The organism is Pseudomonas sp. Tri1 (genome assembly GCF_017968885.1).
GTDB lineage: Bacteria > Pseudomonadota > Gammaproteobacteria > Pseudomonadales > Pseudomonadaceae > Aquipseudomonas.
This window is the reverse complement of the sequence record NZ_CP072913.1, coordinates 5,778,311-5,798,271: the sequence shown is the minus strand read 5'-3', so window position 1 is coordinate 5,798,271 and position 19,961 is coordinate 5,778,311. Positions and strand designations below refer to the sequence as shown.

The following is a 19,961-nucleotide window of genomic DNA, read 5'->3' as shown; positions in this document are numbered from 1 at the left end:
TGTGCTTTTCTTTAATTTCGAAACAGGAGAACCATGTTGTCCTCTCCCATCCCGGTCACCATCCTCAGCGGCTTCCTCGGCGCCGGCAAGACCACGTTGTTGCGCCATCTGCTCAAGGCCGAGCATGGCCTGAAAATCGCCGTGATCGAGAACGAATTCAGCGATGCCGGCATCGACACGCAACTGCTCGGCGACGAGCCGGTGCAAGTCATGACCCTGGCCAACGGCTGTGTGTGCTGCACCATCCATACCGACCTGACCAAGGCCCTTTACCTGCTGCTGGAGCGGCTGGACAGTGGTGAGATCGCTTTCGATCGCCTGGTCATCGAGTGCACCGGCCTGGCTGACCCGGCCCCGGTAGCACAGACGTTTTTCATCGACGAGGACCTGCGCGAGCGCTACATCCTCGATGGGATCCTGACCCTGGTGGACGCCGCTCACGCCGATGTCCACCTGGCCCAGGCCATCGCCCAGGCTCAGGTGGGGTTCGCCGATCGCCTGCTTTTGAGCAAGACCGACCTGGTGGACGCCGCCCAGGTCGAGGCCCTTGGCGAGCGCCTGACGCGCATCAACCGACGGGCGCCGATCAGGGTGGTTGAACACGGCAAGATCGATCTGGCCGAACTGCTCGATATCCGTGGTTTCAATCTCAATGCCGACCTGGGCGCGGGGTTCAGTTTGCGCCCGGTCGGCAAGGCAACCCCAGGTGACCGCATCAGCAGCCTCGTGCTGCGCACCGACAAACCGCTGGATATCGACAAGCTCAGCGAGTTCATGAACCAGTTGCTGGAAGCGCATGGCAAGCAGTTGCTGCGCTACAAGGGCGTGTTGAACATCGCCAATGAACCCCGGCGATTGGTGTTCCAGGGCGTGCTCAAGCTGTACGGTTTCGATTGGGACACTGAATGGGCCCCGGATGAGCCTCGGGAAAGCGTTATCGTATTTATCGCCGACGAGCTGCCCGAGGAAAAAATCCGCGCAGGCTTCGACGCCATCCTACTTTGACGACGCTTTGCCTGCGACCATCGACAATGTGCGGCTAAAGAGCATCTCATGGCGAGGGAGCTTGCTTCCGCTGGGAGGCGTAGCCGCCCTCGCTTTTTGGCGGTTGCTGCGCAACCGAGCGGGAGCAAGCTCCCTCGCCACAACAGCTATCTGATCGTCAGCTTTTGCTCCAGATGGTCCAGGTGCTCGTCCATCAGCCGCACTGCCTCATTAGCATTACCGCCTTCCACGGCCTCGACGATCGCCAGATGCTCCTGCCAGGCGCAATGCCTGCGGGACTTTATCTCGTGCCGCGCCAGGGCCAGCGAGGTCAATGGCACCAGGCTGCCGAGGAATTGCGCCAATGGCGCGTTACCGGCCATGGCCGCCAAGTGCAGGTGAAACTCGCCGGACAGGCGTATCGCCGGGCCGCGCTCGCCGCGATCCAGGCAGCGCTGTTCCTGTTCCACCAGCTCTCGCAGGCGCCGTAGATCCTGCGGTTGCGGTGCCTTGCAGGCCAGGCGCACCAGGGTCTGTTCGGCCAGGCGACGGGCGTGCAGGATCTGCCGCGTCTGTTCCAGGTCCGGCGCTGCGACTTGTGGTCGATGGTTCGGGCGCAGGATCACCACTTGCTGGTGAGACAGGCGCGCCAGGACGCGGCGAATGATGCTGCGGCTGACACCGAATACATCCCCCAGGCTTTCCTCGGTGAAACGGCTGGCCGGAGCAATGCGTTGTTCGAGGATGGCATCGAAGATCCGCGGGTAGATATCGTCCACCGACGGTTTGCCGATCCGGCCGGGCAGAGGCAGGCCGGCGAGCACGTTGCAGTTATGTTGATGGGAAACGAGATTGTTCATGGCAGTCTCCGCGGGCCCTGGCTCAAGTGCCGAGGCTGTCGTCCGGAATATTCAGTTCGATGCCCATGCGCTGGCCTTCCCTGAGAATGTGCCGACGCATTTCAGCGCTGGCCTGGGCGCTGTTCTTGCCACGGATGGCGCGCACCACGGCTTCGTTCTCTTCCAGGCGTTCGGCCAGGTGCTCGGGCGAATTACGCAGTACATCAGCGCTTTGCTTGAGCGCGTTGCTGGTCTGCTGGACCACGTTCTGGAAGATTGGGTTGGAGGTCAGGGCAAACAGCTCTTCATGAAAAGCGATGTAGGCGTTGGCGCAGGCGTCGCTGTCGTTGGCTTCCAGGGCTTCGCGCATGTCCATGAGGGTCAGGCGCAACTGGCCGACTTCCTTGCTGCTGATGGACTGGGCCACAAGGCCGACGATGAAGGGCTCCAGGGTGTAGCGCAGTTGCAGCACATCTTCCAGGCTCGCACCGGCCATGGCACTGCTTTCACCGGCCGTATCGCTGAACGTGGCCTCCAGCACCACGACGCCCTTGCCGGGCATCGAGCGCACCAGTCCCAGGGTCTCCAGCACAATCACCGCTTCACGCAGACTTGGCCGGCTGATACCCAGTTGCTCGGCCAGTTCACGCTGACCGGGCAGCATGTCGCCCGAACGCCATTGGCCCCGGGCCAGGGCGGCACGGAGTTTCTCCACCACGGAATTGACGACGGTTGATGAACTGATCACATGTCACTCCTTGAAAATCACTTAGGCGGTGCCGGTTCGCGGGCCGGCACTGCGGTCTTTCAGAATTGCTGATGATGGGCGCTGCCCACCGGTTTTCTCGATTGAAAGGCATAACCTTGTTGGCCCGACAGTACTTTGCGCGCCCGAGGGACATCGATGTCTTTTTCCCAGCGGGCAATCGCCACGGTGGCCACGCAGTTGCCGATCAGGTTGGTCAGTGCGCGACCGATGCCCATGAACCAGTCCACGGCCAGCACCAGCACCAGGCCGACCACCGGGATCGCCGGGATCGCTGTCAGTGTGGCGGCCAGGATCACCAGCGCCGAGCCGGGAATCCCGTGAGCGCCCTTGGAGGTGATCAGCGACACCAGCAGGATGGTCAACAGATCGCTCAGGGCCAGGGGCGTACCGGTCGCGTTGGCAATGAAGACAATCGCCAAGGTCAGATAAATCGAAAAACCGTCGAGGTTGAACGAATAACCGGTGGGAATGACCAAGCCCACGGTGGAGCTGCCGATCCCGAGGTGTTCGAGCTTGCGCATGATCTGTGGCAGCACGGCGTCGGACGAAGCGGTGCCGAGGACGATGAGCAGCTCTTCGCGCAGGTATTTGAGGAACGGCAGCATCGGCAGGCCCGACGCGCGCATGACCAGGCCCAGGATCACCGCGACAAAAGCGATGCAGGTCAGGTAGAACAGCCCGACGAGGCTGCCCAAGTGCTGCAACGAGTCCAGGCCGTATTTGCTGGTGGTGAAGGCAATGGCGCCGAACACGCCGATAGGGGCCAGGCGCACGATCATGCCCATGATGCGAAAAATCACGTGGCTGAGTTCGTTGATCAACCGCGAAATGCCGGAAGCCGCGTCGCCCACCAGATTCAACGCACTGCCGAACAGTACCGAGAACAGCAACACCTGCAGGATGTTGTTATCGGCGAACGCACCGATCACCGAAGTCGGAATCAGGTTCATGAGGAACTGAGTGGTGGTGACCATGTGTTGGCCACGCTGAGCGATATCCCCCATGTCTGCGCTGGAAAACTGCTCCAGATGAATGTTCGCGCCGCTGCCGATGCCGGTGCTGAAGGCCAGCACCAGGCCGAGGACCAGGGCGATGGTGGTGAGCACTTCGAAGTAAATCACCGACTTGAGACCAATGCGTCCGACCTTCTTCAGGTCGCCGGCACCGGAGATACCGCTGACCACCACGCAGAACACGATCAGGCCGATGAGCATCTTGATCAGCTTGATAAAGCCGTCGCCGAGGGGTTTGAGCTGTGCAGAGTATTCGGGAAGGGTAAGCCCGCAGACGATGCCGAGCACCAGTCCGAGGACAACTTGAAGGAAGATCGACCGCGAGCACCATTTGAGCATGGGAGGGATTCCTGGTTCGGTGTCCTTGTTCGTCGGCGCTGGGCCGTTGGCGTCAGGACTTCATTATTGTGGTCTTACCGGTTTGTCCAGTGCAGGCGCAGTCTAGGCGCGGTTTTTCAGGGGATGCAAGCTGAATTGCGGGGTTTTGGCTTTACCGGTCTTACCAGTGGTGACGAAACCCCTGTGCTTGAGCCTTTTCTTCCAATTTAAAAATTTTGCAGCCGGTCAACCTGACGCAGCCCCTGGGGCGAGGGGACAAACCTCTCGTCACAGGGGCTACCTGGTTTCATGTTTTTGGGCGGGCCCTACACTCCTTCACGCAGGCTCAAGATGAAAGTTATCTTTGACTTTTCTTCGGTCTCGGCAAGATAAATATAAGGCGACCCGCGCATTCTTAATCCACCGACATATTTATTAGTCGCGGTCATGAGCGAGATGGGGGTGTGCTGGGTGTTGATACTTTTTCGTGTGATGATGTTTTGTTGATGATCGATAAGGAGGAAACGCGTCGGATTAACAGTGTTTGAATTCTGTGCGCCAAGCACTTCAAGCCAGCTCTTGCTAATCAGTTTGTTATGGTATTCCCCGGGGTTTTTCAGGGTCAGGATGTAGCCATTGGGCGTAGGCTGGAAATGCAGCATCAATGGGGTGCAGTCCACGCCCTGGGCTTCGGCGCGCATGCCGAGCAGGTGTGAGTGATCATGGGTTTGCGGTTTGCCGGTAAAGAATCCACCGCTGAATGAACTGACGGTCGCCATCGCGGGTTTGCCATGCAGCGTTTCAAGTAGATTTACGTGGGCGTCAAACATATTAAGTGTTGCATGAAAAGATTGTTCACTGTCCATGTGATAATTGAATCCTGTATTGAGTTGTGAGGTGGAGCGAGCTGGATATTATTGATTTATTGATTGTCGGTGGTGTTATCTGTATTGCAGAAAGTTAAGTGCGGTGGCGAGCGTTGCATGGGATTGCGGGTAACTTGGTTAATTGGCCTTGTCTGGTTGACGACTAATAAAAAAGGCCCGCATCTTTCGATGCGGGCCTTTTTAACTACGGTCTGGCGGGCTGATTAAGCGCCGTATACCGGCAACTTCTTGCAGATAGCCTTGACCTTCTCACGAACAGCGTCGATCACAGCTTCGTTGTTCAGGTCAGCCAGGATGTCGCAGATCCAGCCGGCCAGTTCCTTGCACTCGGCTTCCTTGAAACCGCGGGTGGTTACGGCTGGGGTGCCGAAGCGCAGGCCCGAGGTAACGAACGGAGAGCGTGGGTCGTTTGGCACCGAGTTCTTGTTCACGGTGATGAACGCCTTGCCCAGCGCCGCGTCAGCGTCTTTACCGGAGATGTCCTGTTTGATCAGGGACAGCAGGAACAGGTGGTTCTCGGTACCGCCGGAGACCACGTCGAAGCCGCGTTCGATGAACACGCCGGCCATGGCCTTGGCGTTTTTCACCACTTGCTGTTGGTAAGCCTTGAACTCAGGTTGCAGGGCTTCCTTGAAGCAGATCGCCTTGGCGGCGATCACGTGTTCCAGTGGGCCGCCCTGGGCACCCGGGAAGACAGCGGAGTTCAGCTTCTTCTCGATGTCGGCATTGGCGCGAGCCAGGATCAGGCCGCCACGTGGGCCGCGCAGGGTTTTGTGGGTGGTGGTGGTGACCACGTCGGCGAATGGCACCGGGTTCGGGTAGACGCCGGCGGCGACCAGGCCCGCAACGTGAGCCATGTCCACGAACAGGTAGGCACCGACCTTGTCGGCGATTTCGCGGAAGCGTGGGAAGTCGAGGATCTGCGAGTAGGCAGAGAAACCGGCCACGATCATCTTCGGCTTGTGTTCCAGAGCCAGGCGCTCGACTTCGTCGTAGTCGATCAGGCCATTGCCATCGATGCCGTACTGGATAGCGTTGTACAGCTTGCCGGAGGAGGAAACGCTGGCGCCGTGGGTCAGGTGACCGCCGTGGGCCAGGCTCATGCCCAGGATGGTGTCACCGGCCGACAGCAGCGCCAGGTAGACAGCGGCGTTGGCTTGGGAACCGGCGTGGGGCTGGACGTTGGCGTAGTCGGCACCGAACAGCTCCTTGGCACGGTCGATGGCCAGTTGCTCGACCACATCGACGAACTCGCAGCCGCCGTAGTAGCGCTTGCCTGGGTAGCCTTCGGCGTATTTGTTGGTCAGTACCGAGCCTTGAGCTTCCATCACCGCAGGGCTGGTGTAGTTTTCCGAAGCGATCAGCTCAATGTGCTCTTCCTGGCGCTGAGCTTCTTGCTCCATGGCGGCAAAGAGATCGGCGTCGTACTTGGCAATAGTCAAATCACGGCTGAACATGGCGGTCCTCAAGGATCGGGGGCAGAAAAGGGGGGCATTCTAACCCAACCGGTTTTGGAAGGCATATGAAAGGACATCATGTCGCGGACGAATGGGGTTCAAGCAGGGCTCGGTGTCACCTGTACCGGCCTCATCGCGAGCTTGCTCGCTCCTACAGGGGGGCTGTGGCGTCTGTGGATTCCAAGGGCAACCAAAAACAATTGTGGGAGCGAGCAAGCTCGCGATGAGGCCAGTCCAGGCAGCACAAATTTCAGTCGAGCATGAACAACGCATCATTGCTGAACTGCGCTTCAAACCGATTAGCCGGCATCGGCCGGCCGAACAGGTAGCCCTGGACCTCGTCGCAGCCGTGCTCGCGCAGAAAGTCCAATTGCTCGTGGGTCTCGACGCCTTCGGCGATCACTGCCAGGTTGAGGCTATGGGCCATGGCGATGATTGCCCGGGCGATCTGGGCGTCCTGCTCGCCGGAGGGCAGGCCGTCGACAAAGGTGCGGTCGATCTTCAGCACATCGATGGGGAATTGCTTGAGGTAGTTGAGCGACGAATAACCGGTGCCGAAGTCATCCACCGCAATGCTCAACCCGAGGTTTTTCAAGCCGTCGAGGATCTGCATCGCCTCGCTGACTTCACGCATCAGGATACTTTCGGTCAGTTCCAGCTCCAGGCAGGCTGGCGGCAGACCGGTGCTGCGCAGGATATTGGCGATGCGCGTGCCGAGCTGGCCGTCGGAAAACTGTCGGGCGGAAATGTTGACCGAGACCTTCGGCACCCGGACCTTGGCCTGGTGCCAGGTCCTGAGTTGGCGACAGGCCTCGCTGATGACCCAGTCGCCGACGTCCACCACCAGCCCGAGTTCTTCGAGCACCGGAATGAAGTCCCCCGGCGGCACCAGTCCGCGTCGTGGATGACGCCAGCGCAGCAGGGCCTCGGTGCCGGTCAAACGTTTGCCATCACCGCTGAACTGCGGCTGGTAATACAGCACGAACTCGTTCTGCTCCAGGGCATGGCGCAGGTCGCTTTCCAGCTCCAGGCGCTCCAGGGCGCTGGCGTTCATGTCGGCCTGGTAGAACTGGAAGTTGTTCTTGCCTCGCTCCTTGGCGTGGTACATGGCGGTGTCGGCGTTTTTCATCAACTGGCTCAGCTCGTTGCCGTCCTGGGGGCTCAGGGCGATACCGATACTGGCGGTGACGAAGAACTCCCGACCTTCGAGCACGAAGGGTCGGACCAGGCTGGCGAGGATCTGTTCGGCCACGGTAATGGCCCGGTTCAATGCCATTTCCCGACTGGCGCGCGGTTGCAGCAGCAGGGTGAATTCGTCGCCGCCCATGCGCGCCACGGTGTCGTCGTCGGCCACGCAGCCGAGCAGGCGCGTGGCCATCTCCTTGAGCATCCGGTCGCCGGCGGCATGGCCCAGGGAGTCGTTGATCGGTTTGAAACGGTCCAGGTCGAGGAACATCAACACGACCCAAGTCTTCTGCCGCTCGGCCGATTGCAGCGCGGTGTGCAGGCGGTCCTGGAACAGCGTGCGGTTGGGCAGGTGGGTCAGGGCGTCGTAGTAGGCCAGGCGATGGATCCGTTGCTCGCTGGCCTTGCGCTCGCTGATGTCGCTGAAAAAACACACATAGCTGGCCAGGTCGCCTTCGTCGTCCAGCACCGCTGTGATGCCGACCCAAGCCGGGTAATGTTCGCCATTGCGGCGCTTGAGCCAGACTTCGCCCTCCCAGGTGCTGTGCTGTTGCAGCTGCTTGAGCACGTAGCGCAAGTGGGCTTCCTGCTGCTCGTCCACGGTCAGCATGTTGGGCAGTTGGTCCAGCACTTGCGACACTGCATAACCACTGACGCGGCTGAAGGCTTCGTTGGCCTGGACGATGTAGCCGGCCGGGTCGGTGATCAGGATCGCCGAGGTCGAATGTTCGAACACCGTGGCGGCCATGCGCAGGTCTTTTTCGGCGCGTCGCTGCTGGCTGATATCGCGACCCACGCCGAGCACGCCTTCGAACGCGCCGTTTTCATCCCACACCAGCACCAGTCGCAGTTCGATGGGGATCTTGCGCCCGTCGGCGCGCAGACAGTCGAACAGGAACAGCTGGGTTTGCATCTGGTTGCGCAGCTCGGCCAATTGTTCGGGCTTGTCGAGGGCCTTGCTGACCCGGTCCATCAGGGTGTAGATGCCGGTCAGCTGCTGTGGATTGGCGATGGTCGATTGCCAGCCGTTCTGGAAGATCCAATCGGCGGTGTAGCCCAGCACTGCCTGTACCGACGGGCTGACATAGTTGAGCGAGAGCTTGTTGTCGGTGGAGAAAATCACATCGCTGATGCTTTCAGCGAGCATCCGGTAGCGTTGTTCGCTGTCACGCAGCGATTCACTGGCCTCGATCTGCTCGGTGATGTCCTTGGCGACGCCGATGATCCGTGTCACCTGGTCGTAGCGGTCCCGGGCCAGGGCCTGTTCACGGATGTCGAAACGCCGCCATTTGCCATTGCGATGACGAAAGCGCAGCTGGCATTGCAGCAGTTGCGCGTAACCGGCCCGGCGTTGTTCCTGGCGCAGGCAATGGTAATGATCGGCGTCTTCGCTGTGCAGCAGGATTTCCCAGAAGTACTCGCCCATCTGTTGCAGCTCGGTGCGGTCGTACCCCAGGGTCTGGCCCAGGTGATGGTTGCTGAAGATCATCCGCTGGCTGATGACGTCCTGCACGTAGAGATGATCCGGTACGGTGCGCACCACGTCGGACCAGAAGCCTTCTCGTTCAAGCAGCGAGAGCTCGATCAGCTTGCGGCTGGTGATGTCGCTGATGCTGAGGATGACGGCGTTATAGTCTTGCTGTCTTTCCGGCAGGCGCAGTACCAGCCACAGGTGCTGATCACGGCCATGGGCGTCCTGGAGCCTGATTTCCAGCTCCAGTTGCTTGTGTTGGTCGAGCAGTGCTTCGAGCAGCTTCGAACCAACGGGGTTGTGGTCCTGCGCACCCTTGCCGACCAGCAGTTGCCAGGCCTGATCGCAGGAGTCGACGTTGAGCAGCTTCAACGCCATCTGGTTGACTTCGGTGACGTGAACTTCCTGGCGCAATTGCTCGATTTGATGAGAGGTTTTCATCCAGGCGCGCAATTGATCGCCATTGTGCAAGCCGGCCCGCTCAAAAAAGGCCTTGAGCCCCGACAGATCGAGCACGCACAGGGCCACGCCAGTGCCTTCGAAAATATCCTGGTAGCGACGACGACCTTCGTGCAGTTGGCGCTGGCGCCGGCGCATGCTCAGCAGGGCAATCACCGGCAACAACGAAAACGCCAGGCCCAGCAGGCATTTGCCGACGAAGGCCGGCAGCAGTTGTTCGATCACCTGGCGACGGTCGAACAGCCCGCGCAGCTGCCAGTCGCTGCTGCTCAAGGGCACGGTCAGCACGGTGTTGTTCAGGTCATCCGGCGATAGACGGGTAGCGCTGGCCGAGGGCAGCCCTTCGTCGCGACTGATGATCTGCTGGTTGAGGCGGTTTTCCACCAGCCACAGCGGGCGCAAGCCGACATCGACCTGTTTGGTCAGGGTCGAGAAAAAGCTTGGGTTCAGGCGCAGGGCCCAATAGCCGCGGGTGCTGCCGGTGGCCTGGTGCAACAGCAGGTGCACCACGGAACCGTCTTCTGCATTGCTGAAATAGTGCGCCTGGGCATGACTTCGGCGTACCAGTTCACCCAGGTAGTCAGCGTCCTGGCTCTGGGCATCGCTGTCACTGAGTACTTTGCCGGAGGGGCTCAGCAATGCCAGGCTACGCAGCTCGGGCAACGATTGCTGGAGTTTGCGCAACAGGGCCTGCTGTTCGTCGGCCGTTTGCGGTTGTTCGACGATGGGTAGCAGGTTGAGGGCGATTTGCGCGTTCAGGGCCATGTTCAGGCTGACTTGCGCGGCCAGATCGGCGGTGTAGTCGATAGTGTATTGGCGCTGTTGCTGCTGGGTTTCGCGCAGTTGGTCGAGTAACTGCCAGAAGAGTAATCCGAGCAACAGCAGCACCAGCGTGGCCAGTGCGCCTTTCAATGTCCCGCGCAGGGGGGAGCCGGGCACAGCAGCCGGTGCGCGTGGGGACAGGGTCGGCGTGACTTTGGACAAGCTGTAATCCTGCAGTTTGCTGGACTGGCGCGACGTGCACTATAAGCCGGACGCCCGAAGGGCGGCTAGCATGCCTTGACTTGTGGCAAAGTGCCAGTCCCTGGCGGCTGGACCTTGACGGACGGTTGAGGTAGCTTTGCCGGTCAAACAAGAGCGCTCCGGCTCCAGACTCCCAGGCTTTAACTGCCCGCAGGCATTGATGACCATCAAGTGCCTGCGCTGTGCATGGCCTGGCTCGTTCTTTTCACCTGTCACTGACGCTAGGTTCACCATGGCTCAATACGTCTTCACCATGCATCGGCTGAGCAAAGTTGTTCCGCCGAAGCGGGAAATCCTGAAAAATATTTCACTCTCGTTCTTCCCCGGCGCCAAGATCGGCGTGCTGGGTCTCAACGGTTCGGGTAAGTCCACGTTGCTGAAAATCATGGCCGGCGTCGATAACGAATTCGACGGCGAAGCCCGTCCGATGCCGGACCTGAACATCGGCTACCTGCCTCAAGAGCCTCAGTTGGACCCGACCAAGACCGTGCGTGAAGTGGTCGAGGAAGCGGTCAGCGTGATCAAGGACGCCCAGGCGCGCCTGGATGAGGTCTACGCTGCCTACGCCGAGCCGGATGCCGATTTCGACAAGTTGGCCGCCGAACAGGCCAAGCTCGAAGCCATCCTGCAGGCCAGCGATGGCCACAACCTGGACCGCCAGTTGGAAGTCGCCGCCGATGCGCTGCGCCTGCCGGCCTGGGACGCTAAGGTCGAACACCTGTCCGGCGGTGAAAAACGCCGTGTGGCCCTGTGCCGGCTGCTGCTGTCCGCCCCGGACATGCTGCTGCTCGACGAACCGACCAACCACCTGGACGCCGACTCCGTCGCCTGGCTCGAACACTTCCTGCACGATTTCCCGGGTACCGTGGTCGCGATTACGCACGACCGTTACTTCCTCGATAACGTCGCCGGCTGGATCCTGGAACTGGACCGCGGTGCGGGTATCCCGTACGAAGGCAACTATTCGGGCTGGCTGGAAGCCAAGTCCGATCGTCTGGCCCAGGAATCCAAGCAGCAGTCGGCCCATGAAAAAGCCATGAAGGAAGAACTGGAGTGGGTGCGCAAAGGCGCCAAGGCCCGCCAGTCCAAATCCAAGGCGCGTCTGCAGCGCTTCGAGGAAATGCAGTCCCAGGAATTCCAGAAGCGCAGCGAAACCAACGAGATCTACATTCCGGCCGGTCCGCGCCTGGGTGACAAGGTCATCGAGTTCAAGAACGTCACCAAGGGCTATGGCGATCGCGTGCTGATCGACAACCTGTCGTTCTCCATGCCCAAAGGCGCCATCGTCGGTGTGATCGGTGGTAACGGCGCGGGTAAATCCACGCTGTTCCGCATGCTGATGGGCAAGGAAACACCGGATTCGGGCAGCATCGAAATCGGTGAAACCGTGCAATTGGCCTGCGTCGACCAGAGCCGCGAAGACCTGGACGGCAGCAAGACCGTGTTCCAGCAGATCTCCGACGGTTCCGACCAGATCCGCATCGGCAACTATGAAATTCCGTCGCGCACCTATGTGGGCCGCTTCAACTTCAAGGGCGGCGACCAGCAGAAGTTCGTCAAGGACCTGTCCGGTGGTGAGCGCGGTCGCTTGCACCTGGCGTTGACCTTGAAGGAGGGTGGCAACGTCCTGCTGCTCGATGAACCGTCCAACGACCTCGACGTCGAAACCCTGCGTTCCCTGGAAGAAGCCCTGCTGGACTTCCCGGGCGCCGCCATTGTGATCTCCCACGATCGGTGGTTCCTTGACCGCGTGGCGACCCACATCCTGGCGTACGAAGACGACTCGCAAGCGGTGTTCTTCGAAGGTAACTACACCGAGTACGAAGCCGATCGCAAGAAACGCCTCGGCGAAGCGGCTGCCCAACCGCACCGTGTACGGCACAAGAAACTGGCCTGATTCGCGGTCAGTTGCATAAAAAACGGAGCCTTCGAAAGGCTCCGTTTTTTTATGCATGCAAATCCATTGTGGGAGCTGTCTATGCTGGTGTCGCGAAATCGAGCGAGAGAATGTTGGGAAGCGTCGGATCCATCTGGTACAGCAAGGCATAGCCCGCCCCTGCGATTCCAGTCAGCAGACTGACATCGGGCACCCGATCACTGTCGAGAGAGGGCCCTTCGAAAAATTGCCGGGAGACTTCGTCCAGTGCCTCTCTGACTCTGTTCATACCCTCGGGGTTATCTGAATGCCGATACAGGTCATACAGGCAGAGCAGATTGCCGAAGTCGCCATGGCACAGGTTGTAGCCCTCGCCAAACCCGTGTTGCCAGAGATTGTTCTCGCATCGCTGTATATCGTCGAGCACGGTCTGCCTGGTCGCTTCGTCCAGGGCGTCCCCCATCGACTCCATGAGCTGTCGTCTGGCGATGAGGATGCCTCCGTCGCCGTGGCACCACTTGGACGTATGGTCCGCCGGCCCGAGGTTGCGCAGGTCCAGCCAGAAACCATCCCGACTCAAGCGGTTTTCCCCCACGAGTACCTGGATGGCCAAAGGCACCAGCGTCGCATCGCCGGTCACGTCATAGGCTTTGCACAGGGCATGGATGACGCCCGAGAGGCCGTGGGACAAGCCTGTCAGAATGACAGAGCGGTCATCGCGTCGTAGAAGCTGGCCGTCTTCAATCAGGATTTGGTCTTTTATGTAGTCGACCATGCGTTGTATGGCCGGCAACACGTCCTCCTGTGCCGATAACGCATGGATATTGGCCAGTAGTGTCACCGCACCACAACAACCTCCCAGGAAGTCGAAATCATAGTGTTCAGGAGGCACTTCAATCAGCTGGGTCAGCAGGCCGGCAATTTTTTCATCGTGACTGGCGTCTCCAGTGACCTGGCGACGATTGATGAGCAGATAGATGTAAGACCCCAGCCCGTGATACGCACTGACCGTCAAATCGGTTTTGAAAAAGCCGAAGCGTTGTTCCAGTGAGTCCAGAACCTGATCCATGCACGATAGAAAGCGCGGTTTGCCGCTCACTTTAAACAGGCTCAGGTAAAACAACCCAATCCCGGCAATACCGGAGTACAGCCCGTGATCCATTGGCGAGGGGTATTTTCTCTGAGTCGTGGGGTGCATATGGAAAGACAGCCAGCTTACATCCTCTGCTGCGCCCACTATCGCGAGTTCCTCGAGGCGTGAACTGATGCTCAGAATCGCGTCGAGGGGCTTCTTTTCAAGGTTCGCCAGCGTTTGCTTGATTAGCGATGGTGGATGTCCATTCGGTTCTGGGAACAAACAGATTTCGAGCAAGGTGCGTTGCAAGGCCCAGTCTTTGTGGGACAGGTTGGCTATTTTCTGTAGGCAGCTTTCCAGCGGGGGCTCCACGGCCGCCATCGGTATTGTTTCACCCTGTGCGCTCGTAAAATAGTTGGCGTTCAGCGGCATGGTAAAGCACGGAATGCTGGATCTTTGCAGGTCGGCTATTTCATAGCGGGGAATGCCCTTTTCCCGATAGGGTTCTTTCAAATCTTTCCACAAGGTCGCGAGCAGGAGTTCTCTGTCGAGCATGTTCTGCATGAAGCGCGGGTGACGGATCAGCCCGATGAAGTCAGCGTAGCGTTGAGAGTTTTTCAGCAACACCCGGGTCGACAGTTCGCCTGCGGCTTGTTCAAGCTTCTGCATGATCGCGTGCCGGTGAACCATGAGTCTGCCATAGGCATATTCAAAGCCTTGGAGAAGCTCTGCTTTATAAGCTTGGGGCCCCTTGCGCTCACTCTGCAAAAGCGGCAAGTGTTTTTGCATCAGGTGGTGTTCGAATTCGACTTTACGCAGATGATAAAAACCACCGTCGAAAACCAGGGAATGGCGGGTTGAGATGAATAAGGCTTGCCGGGTCAGACCACTTTGGTCGTTATTGAGTTGCTGTGAAAAGGGTACGAAGCCGCTGGAACATATCGACCGCTGGACCAATTTAAAGCTATTGGACAGTGCGCAGCCAGCGGGCAGGTCAGTGAGCAGGTCGCTGGTGGAAGCCGTGAACAAGCACTCGAGGTCAATCATGACCGGACTGTTGCCGCACGCGATAATGTTTTCGTAGTGAAAGTCGATCCCATTCAATGCATGGATGACGGCTATTTGTGCCCCCATTTTTTCATAGAACAGTCCAACGTCCGCTTCGCTGTCACAAGGTAGGTTGTCGATTTTCTCTACCCAGCTATGTCGCTCGCGGCTGAGGATCCGTGGGGTGTGGATAGAAAAACAATCCGCGCCTGTCCACTCACGCAACTGTCCAAGAAGACGATAGAAAAAAATCGCCTCCCGGTTTGCTCTTGGCTTGTAGACCAATGAAGTCGTGCTGATCTTGACTTGGCAGACCGTTTCGCCGCGACCATGGGGGTCACCCAGGCCAAGCTCGATAGCCTCGATTTTCCGGGACGGAATCGAAAATTCCCGCACCAGCGCTTCAGCATCGTCGGCGAAGTTGTGAATGACTGCATAAAGGTAATGGAGGGTGTCTTCCAGCAGATCAAACAGCAGTGTCGCTAGAACTGGGTAGGATTCGAAAAATGTCAGCAGCGGCAACGTGCGCAGATGCTCATTGAATCCGTTCAAGTCAATGTCATCACCGTTCGCAATCCGTGTATTCAAATAATGGACCAGGCTCTGCTCCGCCGTGCGTTCAACCCGGGCCAGGACATAGCGTTCAAGGCTTGCAAACAACGCGGGTTCATCAATGTGCGTTGACGCATTCAAATAGCGCTCATCTGCCTTGAAGGCGTCGACGAAATAAAGAAAAAAACGATAGCTGAACCAATAAAAATTATCCGTGCCGCCTGAGCTTTCTTTTGTTTCGACATTAATGCTGTCGAGGCGAGCAAGCTTATCCTTGAGGGCATTCAAGGCGGTTTCGCCAGCGGCGGGCAAGCACTGCTGGTTGATAGGTTCCTTGATATAAGAGACCAGCTGCTCCCTGTTCAACCCAAAGTGATTCAGCAAGGTTTGGTCGTCAGCATGCAGACGAGTCAGGTTGTTTTCAAAAAGGGCGATGTCGCCGTCGGAAGAATATCTGCACTTCCCACGCTGATCCAACTTCAAAGCGTTAACAAGCATGCCGTAGCTCCTGGCATGGATAGAGCAGGCGATGCCTGCTCTATGTTTAAAAGTGTTGCCTGTATGGTGATAAGTTAACCGGGATTAACACATGATTGTTGAGCATTCAATGGCGGTGCACGTTCCAAAGGTATTGCATTCCATTGTTGTTGCCAGCATTCCGCCGATGTTGTTGGCGGGCGCTTGGTAAGCGTCGAATTCGAGATAGAAGTCACCGGACATGTTCAGGATTTTTTCGCTCATGGTATTTCCTCATCAATGATAGGCGATGCCTGCTCTATGTTTATAGATGTTGCCTGTTTCGATGATTAGTTAACCGGAGTTAACAGCCGAGTGTCGAACATTCAATGACGGTGCAGCCGCCAAAGGTGTAACATTCCATCGAGGTTACCAGCATTTCCCCGATGTTGCTGGCGGGCGCTTGGTAGGCGTCGAATTCGAGATAGAAGTCACCGGACATGTTCAGGATTTTTTCGCTCATGGTATTGCCTCATCAATTATGAAACATCACGTACAGTGACTTGTGGTCAATCGGAAGCCAGTCATTGCGCCCGAACTGTAGGATGTGAAATGAAGTTTTTTATGAATGGGATTAGGGATGTCAAAGTCGTGTTACATGGTGACTTTGAAAGGGTAGGGGTTAGCACAAAAGAGCGGTGCACTCGGTGGTGCCGCACTCGACAATGGTCAGCGCTGCTGACTCAATGCCAAGGCTGTTAACTTGTTGGTAGGACTTGAAGTCACCGTCGAAGTCACCTGACATTGCCAGTATTTGTTCGCTCATTATGTTTCTCCTCTACTGTTGTCACGCACCTGTTTTGGTGCGGAAAAAACAGTAGCATGCTCCTGGTTTAACACCAACTTGTCGTTATGACCTTATGTTGCGGTTACATGTTGCTACAGGCATGTAATCTGCTGTCGTCAGGCTCTAGTGCTAGAGGACTTAAACCCTTTATCCAATACTGTTGACGAGGCGAAGAGTTTGAAGTGTTCTATCGCTGCACTTAACAAGCGTCGCTCAAGCAGGCTCTATCGCAATGATTTCAATGGCGAGATTCCCCACCGGTCGTTCCCAGATCACCTCATCCCCGACCTTGGCCCCTAACAACGCTCGCCCCAGCGGCGAGCCCCAGTTGATCAGCCCACTGGCCGCATCGGCCTGGTCTTCACCTACCAATTGCACCCGTTGCTCGTGCTCTTGCTCATCGACAAAGGACACCCAATGACCGATCCGCACTTGGTCGGATGACGTGGGCATAACCACTTGCGCACTTTGCAGGCGCTGATTGAAATAGCGCAGATCCCGTTCAATGTCCGCGATGCGCTGTTTGTCTGCCTGGTCCCCTCTGGCCGTCTGCTGGCTGTGCAGCGTCTGCAATTGGGCAACCCGCGCCTGCAATTGGGCGAGTCCGGCGGCGGTGACGTAATTGGCTTGTGCGCTGACCTGGCGTTCGACCGGCTGATCGGCCTGGGCTGCGGCGTTGTCTTCGTTGACGAAGGCGCGACTCATGGAATTGCTCCTCTGGTTGGAGTTTGGGCCATGGTCGCAGGCTTTTGGTTTCAACGAATGTCCATGCGCGACTCACTGCGAGCGATAAGCCCGCGCGGCGCCCTGGTCCTTCTGTTGCTGCCAGGCCCGTTCGCGCTCGTCCCAGTGACGTTCACGGTAGGCGTCACGCTCCTCGCTCTCGCGCATGGCCTGGCATTGGCGAAAACCATCGCTCCAGCCTTCAGCGTAGCGTGCATCCTTGAGGTAGCGCGGCACGTCTTTCCTGAACTGGCCGGTCATCACTCCAGCGGCTTGCCGGCCACTGCTGCAGCCGTCGTCGTAGCCGTCGGCGAACGCCGGTGGATAACCGCGGGCGATCAGGTCTTCATGGGTGGTTTCACAGCCGCCGAGCAACATCAACACACCCAGTACCACTGCCGCGCGCCTCATTTTCTACCGTCCTGCCGCATCCACTTATACAAGAAGTCTAGAAGCGGATTCGTCAGGCCGATGTGAAAGCGTTGTGATCAATCTGTTCGTGGCTTTGCGCGTGCGCACATGTCTTGATCAATAGTGATACCACTTCACCTCGAGCATCACCTCGTTCTCCGGCGAGGCCAGTTGGCTGAACTCCCGCTGGGCACTCAAGCGCAAGCCGAGGTTGCGGGACAACTCCCACTGTTGATTCAGGCTCAGGCTACGACGCACTTCGCCGTTGACGAAATAATCACCCTTGGCTTCCAGGCTCAGGTTGCCCAGCGGGTTTTTCCACAGCACGCCGCTGTTGAAGCCCGCGGCCGGGGCGATGAACTGGGCGAAGTCGTTGTTGTGCTCGACGCGCACCGTGCCCAGGGCAAAGCCCAGCACATCTTCGCCCAGCGCCCAGGTACCACCGGCGCCGCCGTTGACGTGGCTGACCAAGGTTTCATCGTCGTGTCTGCCCGGCACCCGCTCCAGGCCGCCGGTGACCTGCCAGGACAGCGGTTGCAGCAGCTCGTTGCGCGGGGTCAGGGAGCGAATGGTTGCCAGGTCCAGTTGCTGCACTTGCCAGTCATTGCCTTCGTACTGGCGCAGTTTCAGTTGCAGGATCTCGATCTGCGCGCCCAGTGGGAAGCTCTCGCCGTTGTCGTTGAGGTCGTGGTAGGCCATGCGCAAGCCATACTCGCCAAACGCCCGGTCGCCTCGCGTGCCGAGGCCGGCCTGCCAGGTGCGCGACTCATGGCCATTCTCGGGCAGGCCAGGTTGCGGGATGTCCAGTTCTGGCGCGGGGTTCTGGTTGATCGCCCGCAACAATTCGAAGCTGCGCTGGGAGCGTTGCGGATCGCGCTCCTGGCCGTTGGCGCGATAGCGCTCCAGGCGATAGGCCGCATCGATGATCAGGGCCTGGCGTTCGCGCGCCAGCGCCTTGAATCCGGGCGTTTGCAGTTGCTGCTGGTCGGCGCTGACTTTCAGCACCCATTGCTGTTCGTCGTCGTTGAGCGGCTCGGCGCGGCTGAGCAGTTCCCGTTCACGGGACGGCCGATAGTCGATGCTTTCCACCAGACCGGCTTCTTTCACGGCTTTGACGGTGTCGGTGGGAATGGCTGTCAGCGGGAATTGTTCGGTCAGGTGCAGGCTGGGACGGGCCACTTGCAGCAGTTCGAGCAGGCGATAGGAGCAGTTTTCGTCGAAGAAAAAATAGTCGAACTGAATCTGCTTGAGTTCCCAGACGTGCTCGACCATGCGCTCGGTTTCCGCCTGGCTCAGGTTCAGGCGGTATTCCCACAGGTCGCGGTTCTCCAGGCTGCGGTACTCGGAGAGTTTTTCCTGGTAAGGCACCAGGGCGAACAGGCCCGGATAGCCGCCCATGAGGCCTTTCCAGGCGTAGAGGATGCTGTTGTCCGAGCCTTCGATGTAGGCGCCGAAATTGATCGCATAGCTGAGCAGGGCGGTCTTGTCGGCCTGCACGTCGGCCTGATCGATGCGTAGCAAGGTGTGACCGAACATCGAGGACGGGCTGTTGAGGTACGCCGCGGGGAAAATCATCACCGCGCTGTGGGGCGACACGTCCTTGAACCATTGGTTGAATTCGCTGCAGTTGACCGCTGGCAGATCCGTCAGTTTTAGCTGCGCTTTGAGCCAGCGCGTGCGCGCCGGGTACACGCACTGGGCGTGTTGTTGGCCGGCGCTGGCCGGGCCGTACAAGGCGTTCAGCGTGGCGCTCAGTTCACGGTCGGGGTGTTCGTTGCCGTCGGGGGCGAGGAAGAATTTCTTGTCGCTGACATAGCTGCGCCAGCCACCCAGCTTGGCGGTTTCGTAATGGCCCAGGGAAATCCAGAAGCGGTCATTGGCCAGTTGCTGCAAACGTTGAGGGTCGACATGAGGCGCGGCGGACAGCGGGGCGCAGACACAGAGCGCCAGCCAGGCAAGGCGTTTGAGCATAGTCGGCTACTTGGAAAGTCGAAAATAAAGACCGCAAGGGGGCCCGAAAAAGAAAAACCCGCTCCCCGGAAGGAGCGAGTGGTGTCGAGCTTAAGCTTGAGTGGCGTACTTGGCCAGGCGAGGGTCGCTTTTCAGTACGGCCAGGGTGTTGGTATGCACGTCTTCGGCGGTCACGTCAGCCTTGCTGAAGATCTGCTGGAAGTGCTCGTGAGTGACGGCGGAGAAGTGCGCACGGTCTTCCGGCGCCACGCCGAGCACCACGGCGTAGGTGGTCAGCGCTTCGCCCTGACCCTTGGCCATGTCCTCGGACAGCTCGTTCATCATGCCATTCATGGCCAGCCAGGACTTGCCACCGTAGGTCAGTGCCGCGTTGGTCGAGCAACCGTTGGTGCCGGACGTCATGCCGAAGGTAGCGTTACCGGAGGTGCCGTTGGTGGTGGATGCCAGGAAGTGAGCCGGGGTGCCACGCTGACCTTCAAACAGCATGTTGCCCCAGCCGCAATCCGGGCCGCCCGGCGCCTGGGCCATGGCGTTGATGGATACAGCGGTGAAGAGAGTACCGAGAAGAATCCGTTTCATAGCTATGTTCTCTTTATGT

16 protein-coding genes are annotated in these 19,961 nt (G+C 58.7%); 2 read left to right on the top strand and 14 right to left on the bottom strand.

Going from position 1 to position 19,961, the window contains the following annotated elements; genetic code table 11:
- The first annotated feature begins 36 nt into the window (after nucleotides 1-36).
- Nucleotides 37-1,005, top strand: coding sequence for a GTPase (gene yjiA / locus J9870_RS25220; protein ID WP_210645422.1), 969 nt, complete (start codon nucleotides 37-39; stop codon nucleotides 1,003-1,005).
- Between the two features lie 146 nt (nucleotides 1,006-1,151).
- Here yjiA and J9870_RS25215 read toward each other — a convergent pair whose 3' ends face one another.
- From J9870_RS25215 to J9870_RS25190, 6 genes are all read right to left on the bottom strand, one after another.
- Nucleotides 1,152-1,844, bottom strand: a complete 693-nt coding sequence (locus tag J9870_RS25215; RefSeq protein WP_210641074.1) for a GntR family transcriptional regulator — start codon at nucleotides 1,842-1,844, stop codon at nucleotides 1,152-1,154.
- Between the two features lie 22 nt (nucleotides 1,845-1,866).
- A complete protein-coding gene (locus J9870_RS25210; protein WP_210641073.1) occupies nucleotides 1,867-2,571 on the bottom strand; it encodes a FadR/GntR family transcriptional regulator in 705 nt (234 codons plus the stop codon).
- 59 nt (nucleotides 2,572-2,630) lie between these two features.
- On the bottom strand, nucleotides 2,631-3,944 hold the full coding sequence (locus tag J9870_RS25205; protein WP_210641071.1) for a C4-dicarboxylate transporter DctA: 1,314 nt from the start codon (nucleotides 3,942-3,944) through the stop codon (nucleotides 2,631-2,633).
- A gap of 305 nt (nucleotides 3,945-4,249) precedes the next feature.
- The gene (locus J9870_RS25200) at nucleotides 4,250-4,789 is read right to left on the bottom strand and encodes a hypothetical protein (RefSeq protein WP_210641070.1); all 540 of its coding nucleotides are present in this window, start codon (nucleotides 4,787-4,789) and stop codon (nucleotides 4,250-4,252) included.
- Between the two features lie 224 nt (nucleotides 4,790-5,013).
- On the bottom strand, nucleotides 5,014-6,267 hold the full coding sequence (glyA, locus tag J9870_RS25195) for a serine hydroxymethyltransferase (protein WP_047230150.1): 1,254 nt from the start codon (nucleotides 6,265-6,267) through the stop codon (nucleotides 5,014-5,016).
- Nucleotides 6,268-6,517: 250 nt separating this feature from the next.
- Nucleotides 6,518-10,366, bottom strand: coding sequence for a bifunctional diguanylate cyclase/phosphodiesterase (locus J9870_RS25190; protein ID WP_210641068.1), 3,849 nt, complete (start codon nucleotides 10,364-10,366; stop codon nucleotides 6,518-6,520).
- A 271-nt stretch (nucleotides 10,367-10,637) separates the two neighbouring features.
- Between J9870_RS25190 and ettA the strand changes: the two genes are divergently transcribed.
- Nucleotides 10,638-12,302: an energy-dependent translational throttle protein EttA gene (gene ettA, locus J9870_RS25185; RefSeq protein WP_123344840.1), complete on the top strand. Its 1,665-nt coding sequence runs from the start codon at nucleotides 10,638-10,640 to the stop codon at nucleotides 12,300-12,302.
- A 79-nt stretch (nucleotides 12,303-12,381) separates the two neighbouring features.
- Here ettA and lanM read toward each other — a convergent pair whose 3' ends face one another.
- The 8 genes from lanM to J9870_RS25145 form a co-directional block, all read right to left on the bottom strand.
- On the bottom strand, nucleotides 12,382-15,453 hold the full coding sequence (gene lanM / locus J9870_RS25180) for a type 2 lanthipeptide synthetase LanM (RefSeq protein WP_210641066.1): 3,072 nt from the start codon (nucleotides 15,451-15,453) through the stop codon (nucleotides 12,382-12,384).
- 84 nt (nucleotides 15,454-15,537) lie between these two features.
- Nucleotides 15,538-15,696 (bottom strand): hypothetical protein, encoded by a 159-nt coding sequence (locus J9870_RS25175; RefSeq protein WP_210641063.1) that lies wholly within the window; start codon nucleotides 15,694-15,696, stop codon nucleotides 15,538-15,540.
- A 79-nt stretch (nucleotides 15,697-15,775) separates the two neighbouring features.
- Nucleotides 15,776-15,934: a hypothetical protein gene (locus J9870_RS25170; RefSeq protein ID WP_210641062.1), complete on the bottom strand. Its 159-nt coding sequence runs from the start codon at nucleotides 15,932-15,934 to the stop codon at nucleotides 15,776-15,778.
- Nucleotides 15,935-16,093: 159 nt separating this feature from the next.
- Nucleotides 16,094-16,237 carry a hypothetical protein gene (locus J9870_RS25165; RefSeq protein ID WP_178084280.1) on the bottom strand — a complete coding sequence of 48 codons (144 nt, stop codon included), beginning with the start codon at nucleotides 16,235-16,237 and terminating at the stop codon, nucleotides 16,094-16,096.
- A gap of 234 nt (nucleotides 16,238-16,471) precedes the next feature.
- On the bottom strand, nucleotides 16,472-16,963 hold the full coding sequence (locus J9870_RS25160) for a GreA/GreB family elongation factor (protein ID WP_210641060.1): 492 nt from the start codon (nucleotides 16,961-16,963) through the stop codon (nucleotides 16,472-16,474).
- A 72-nt stretch (nucleotides 16,964-17,035) separates the two neighbouring features.
- On the bottom strand, nucleotides 17,036-17,392 hold the full coding sequence (locus J9870_RS25155; protein ID WP_210641058.1) for a hypothetical protein: 357 nt from the start codon (nucleotides 17,390-17,392) through the stop codon (nucleotides 17,036-17,038).
- Between the two features lie 117 nt (nucleotides 17,393-17,509).
- Nucleotides 17,510-19,363 carry a DUF4105 domain-containing protein gene (locus J9870_RS25150; protein ID WP_210641055.1) on the bottom strand — a complete coding sequence of 618 codons (1,854 nt, stop codon included), beginning with the start codon at nucleotides 19,361-19,363 and terminating at the stop codon, nucleotides 17,510-17,512.
- 90 nt (nucleotides 19,364-19,453) lie between these two features.
- Nucleotides 19,454-19,942: a DUF3015 domain-containing protein gene (locus tag J9870_RS25145; RefSeq protein ID WP_003185616.1), complete on the bottom strand. Its 489-nt coding sequence runs from the start codon at nucleotides 19,940-19,942 to the stop codon at nucleotides 19,454-19,456.
- Nucleotides 19,943-19,961: the final 19 nt, after the last annotated feature.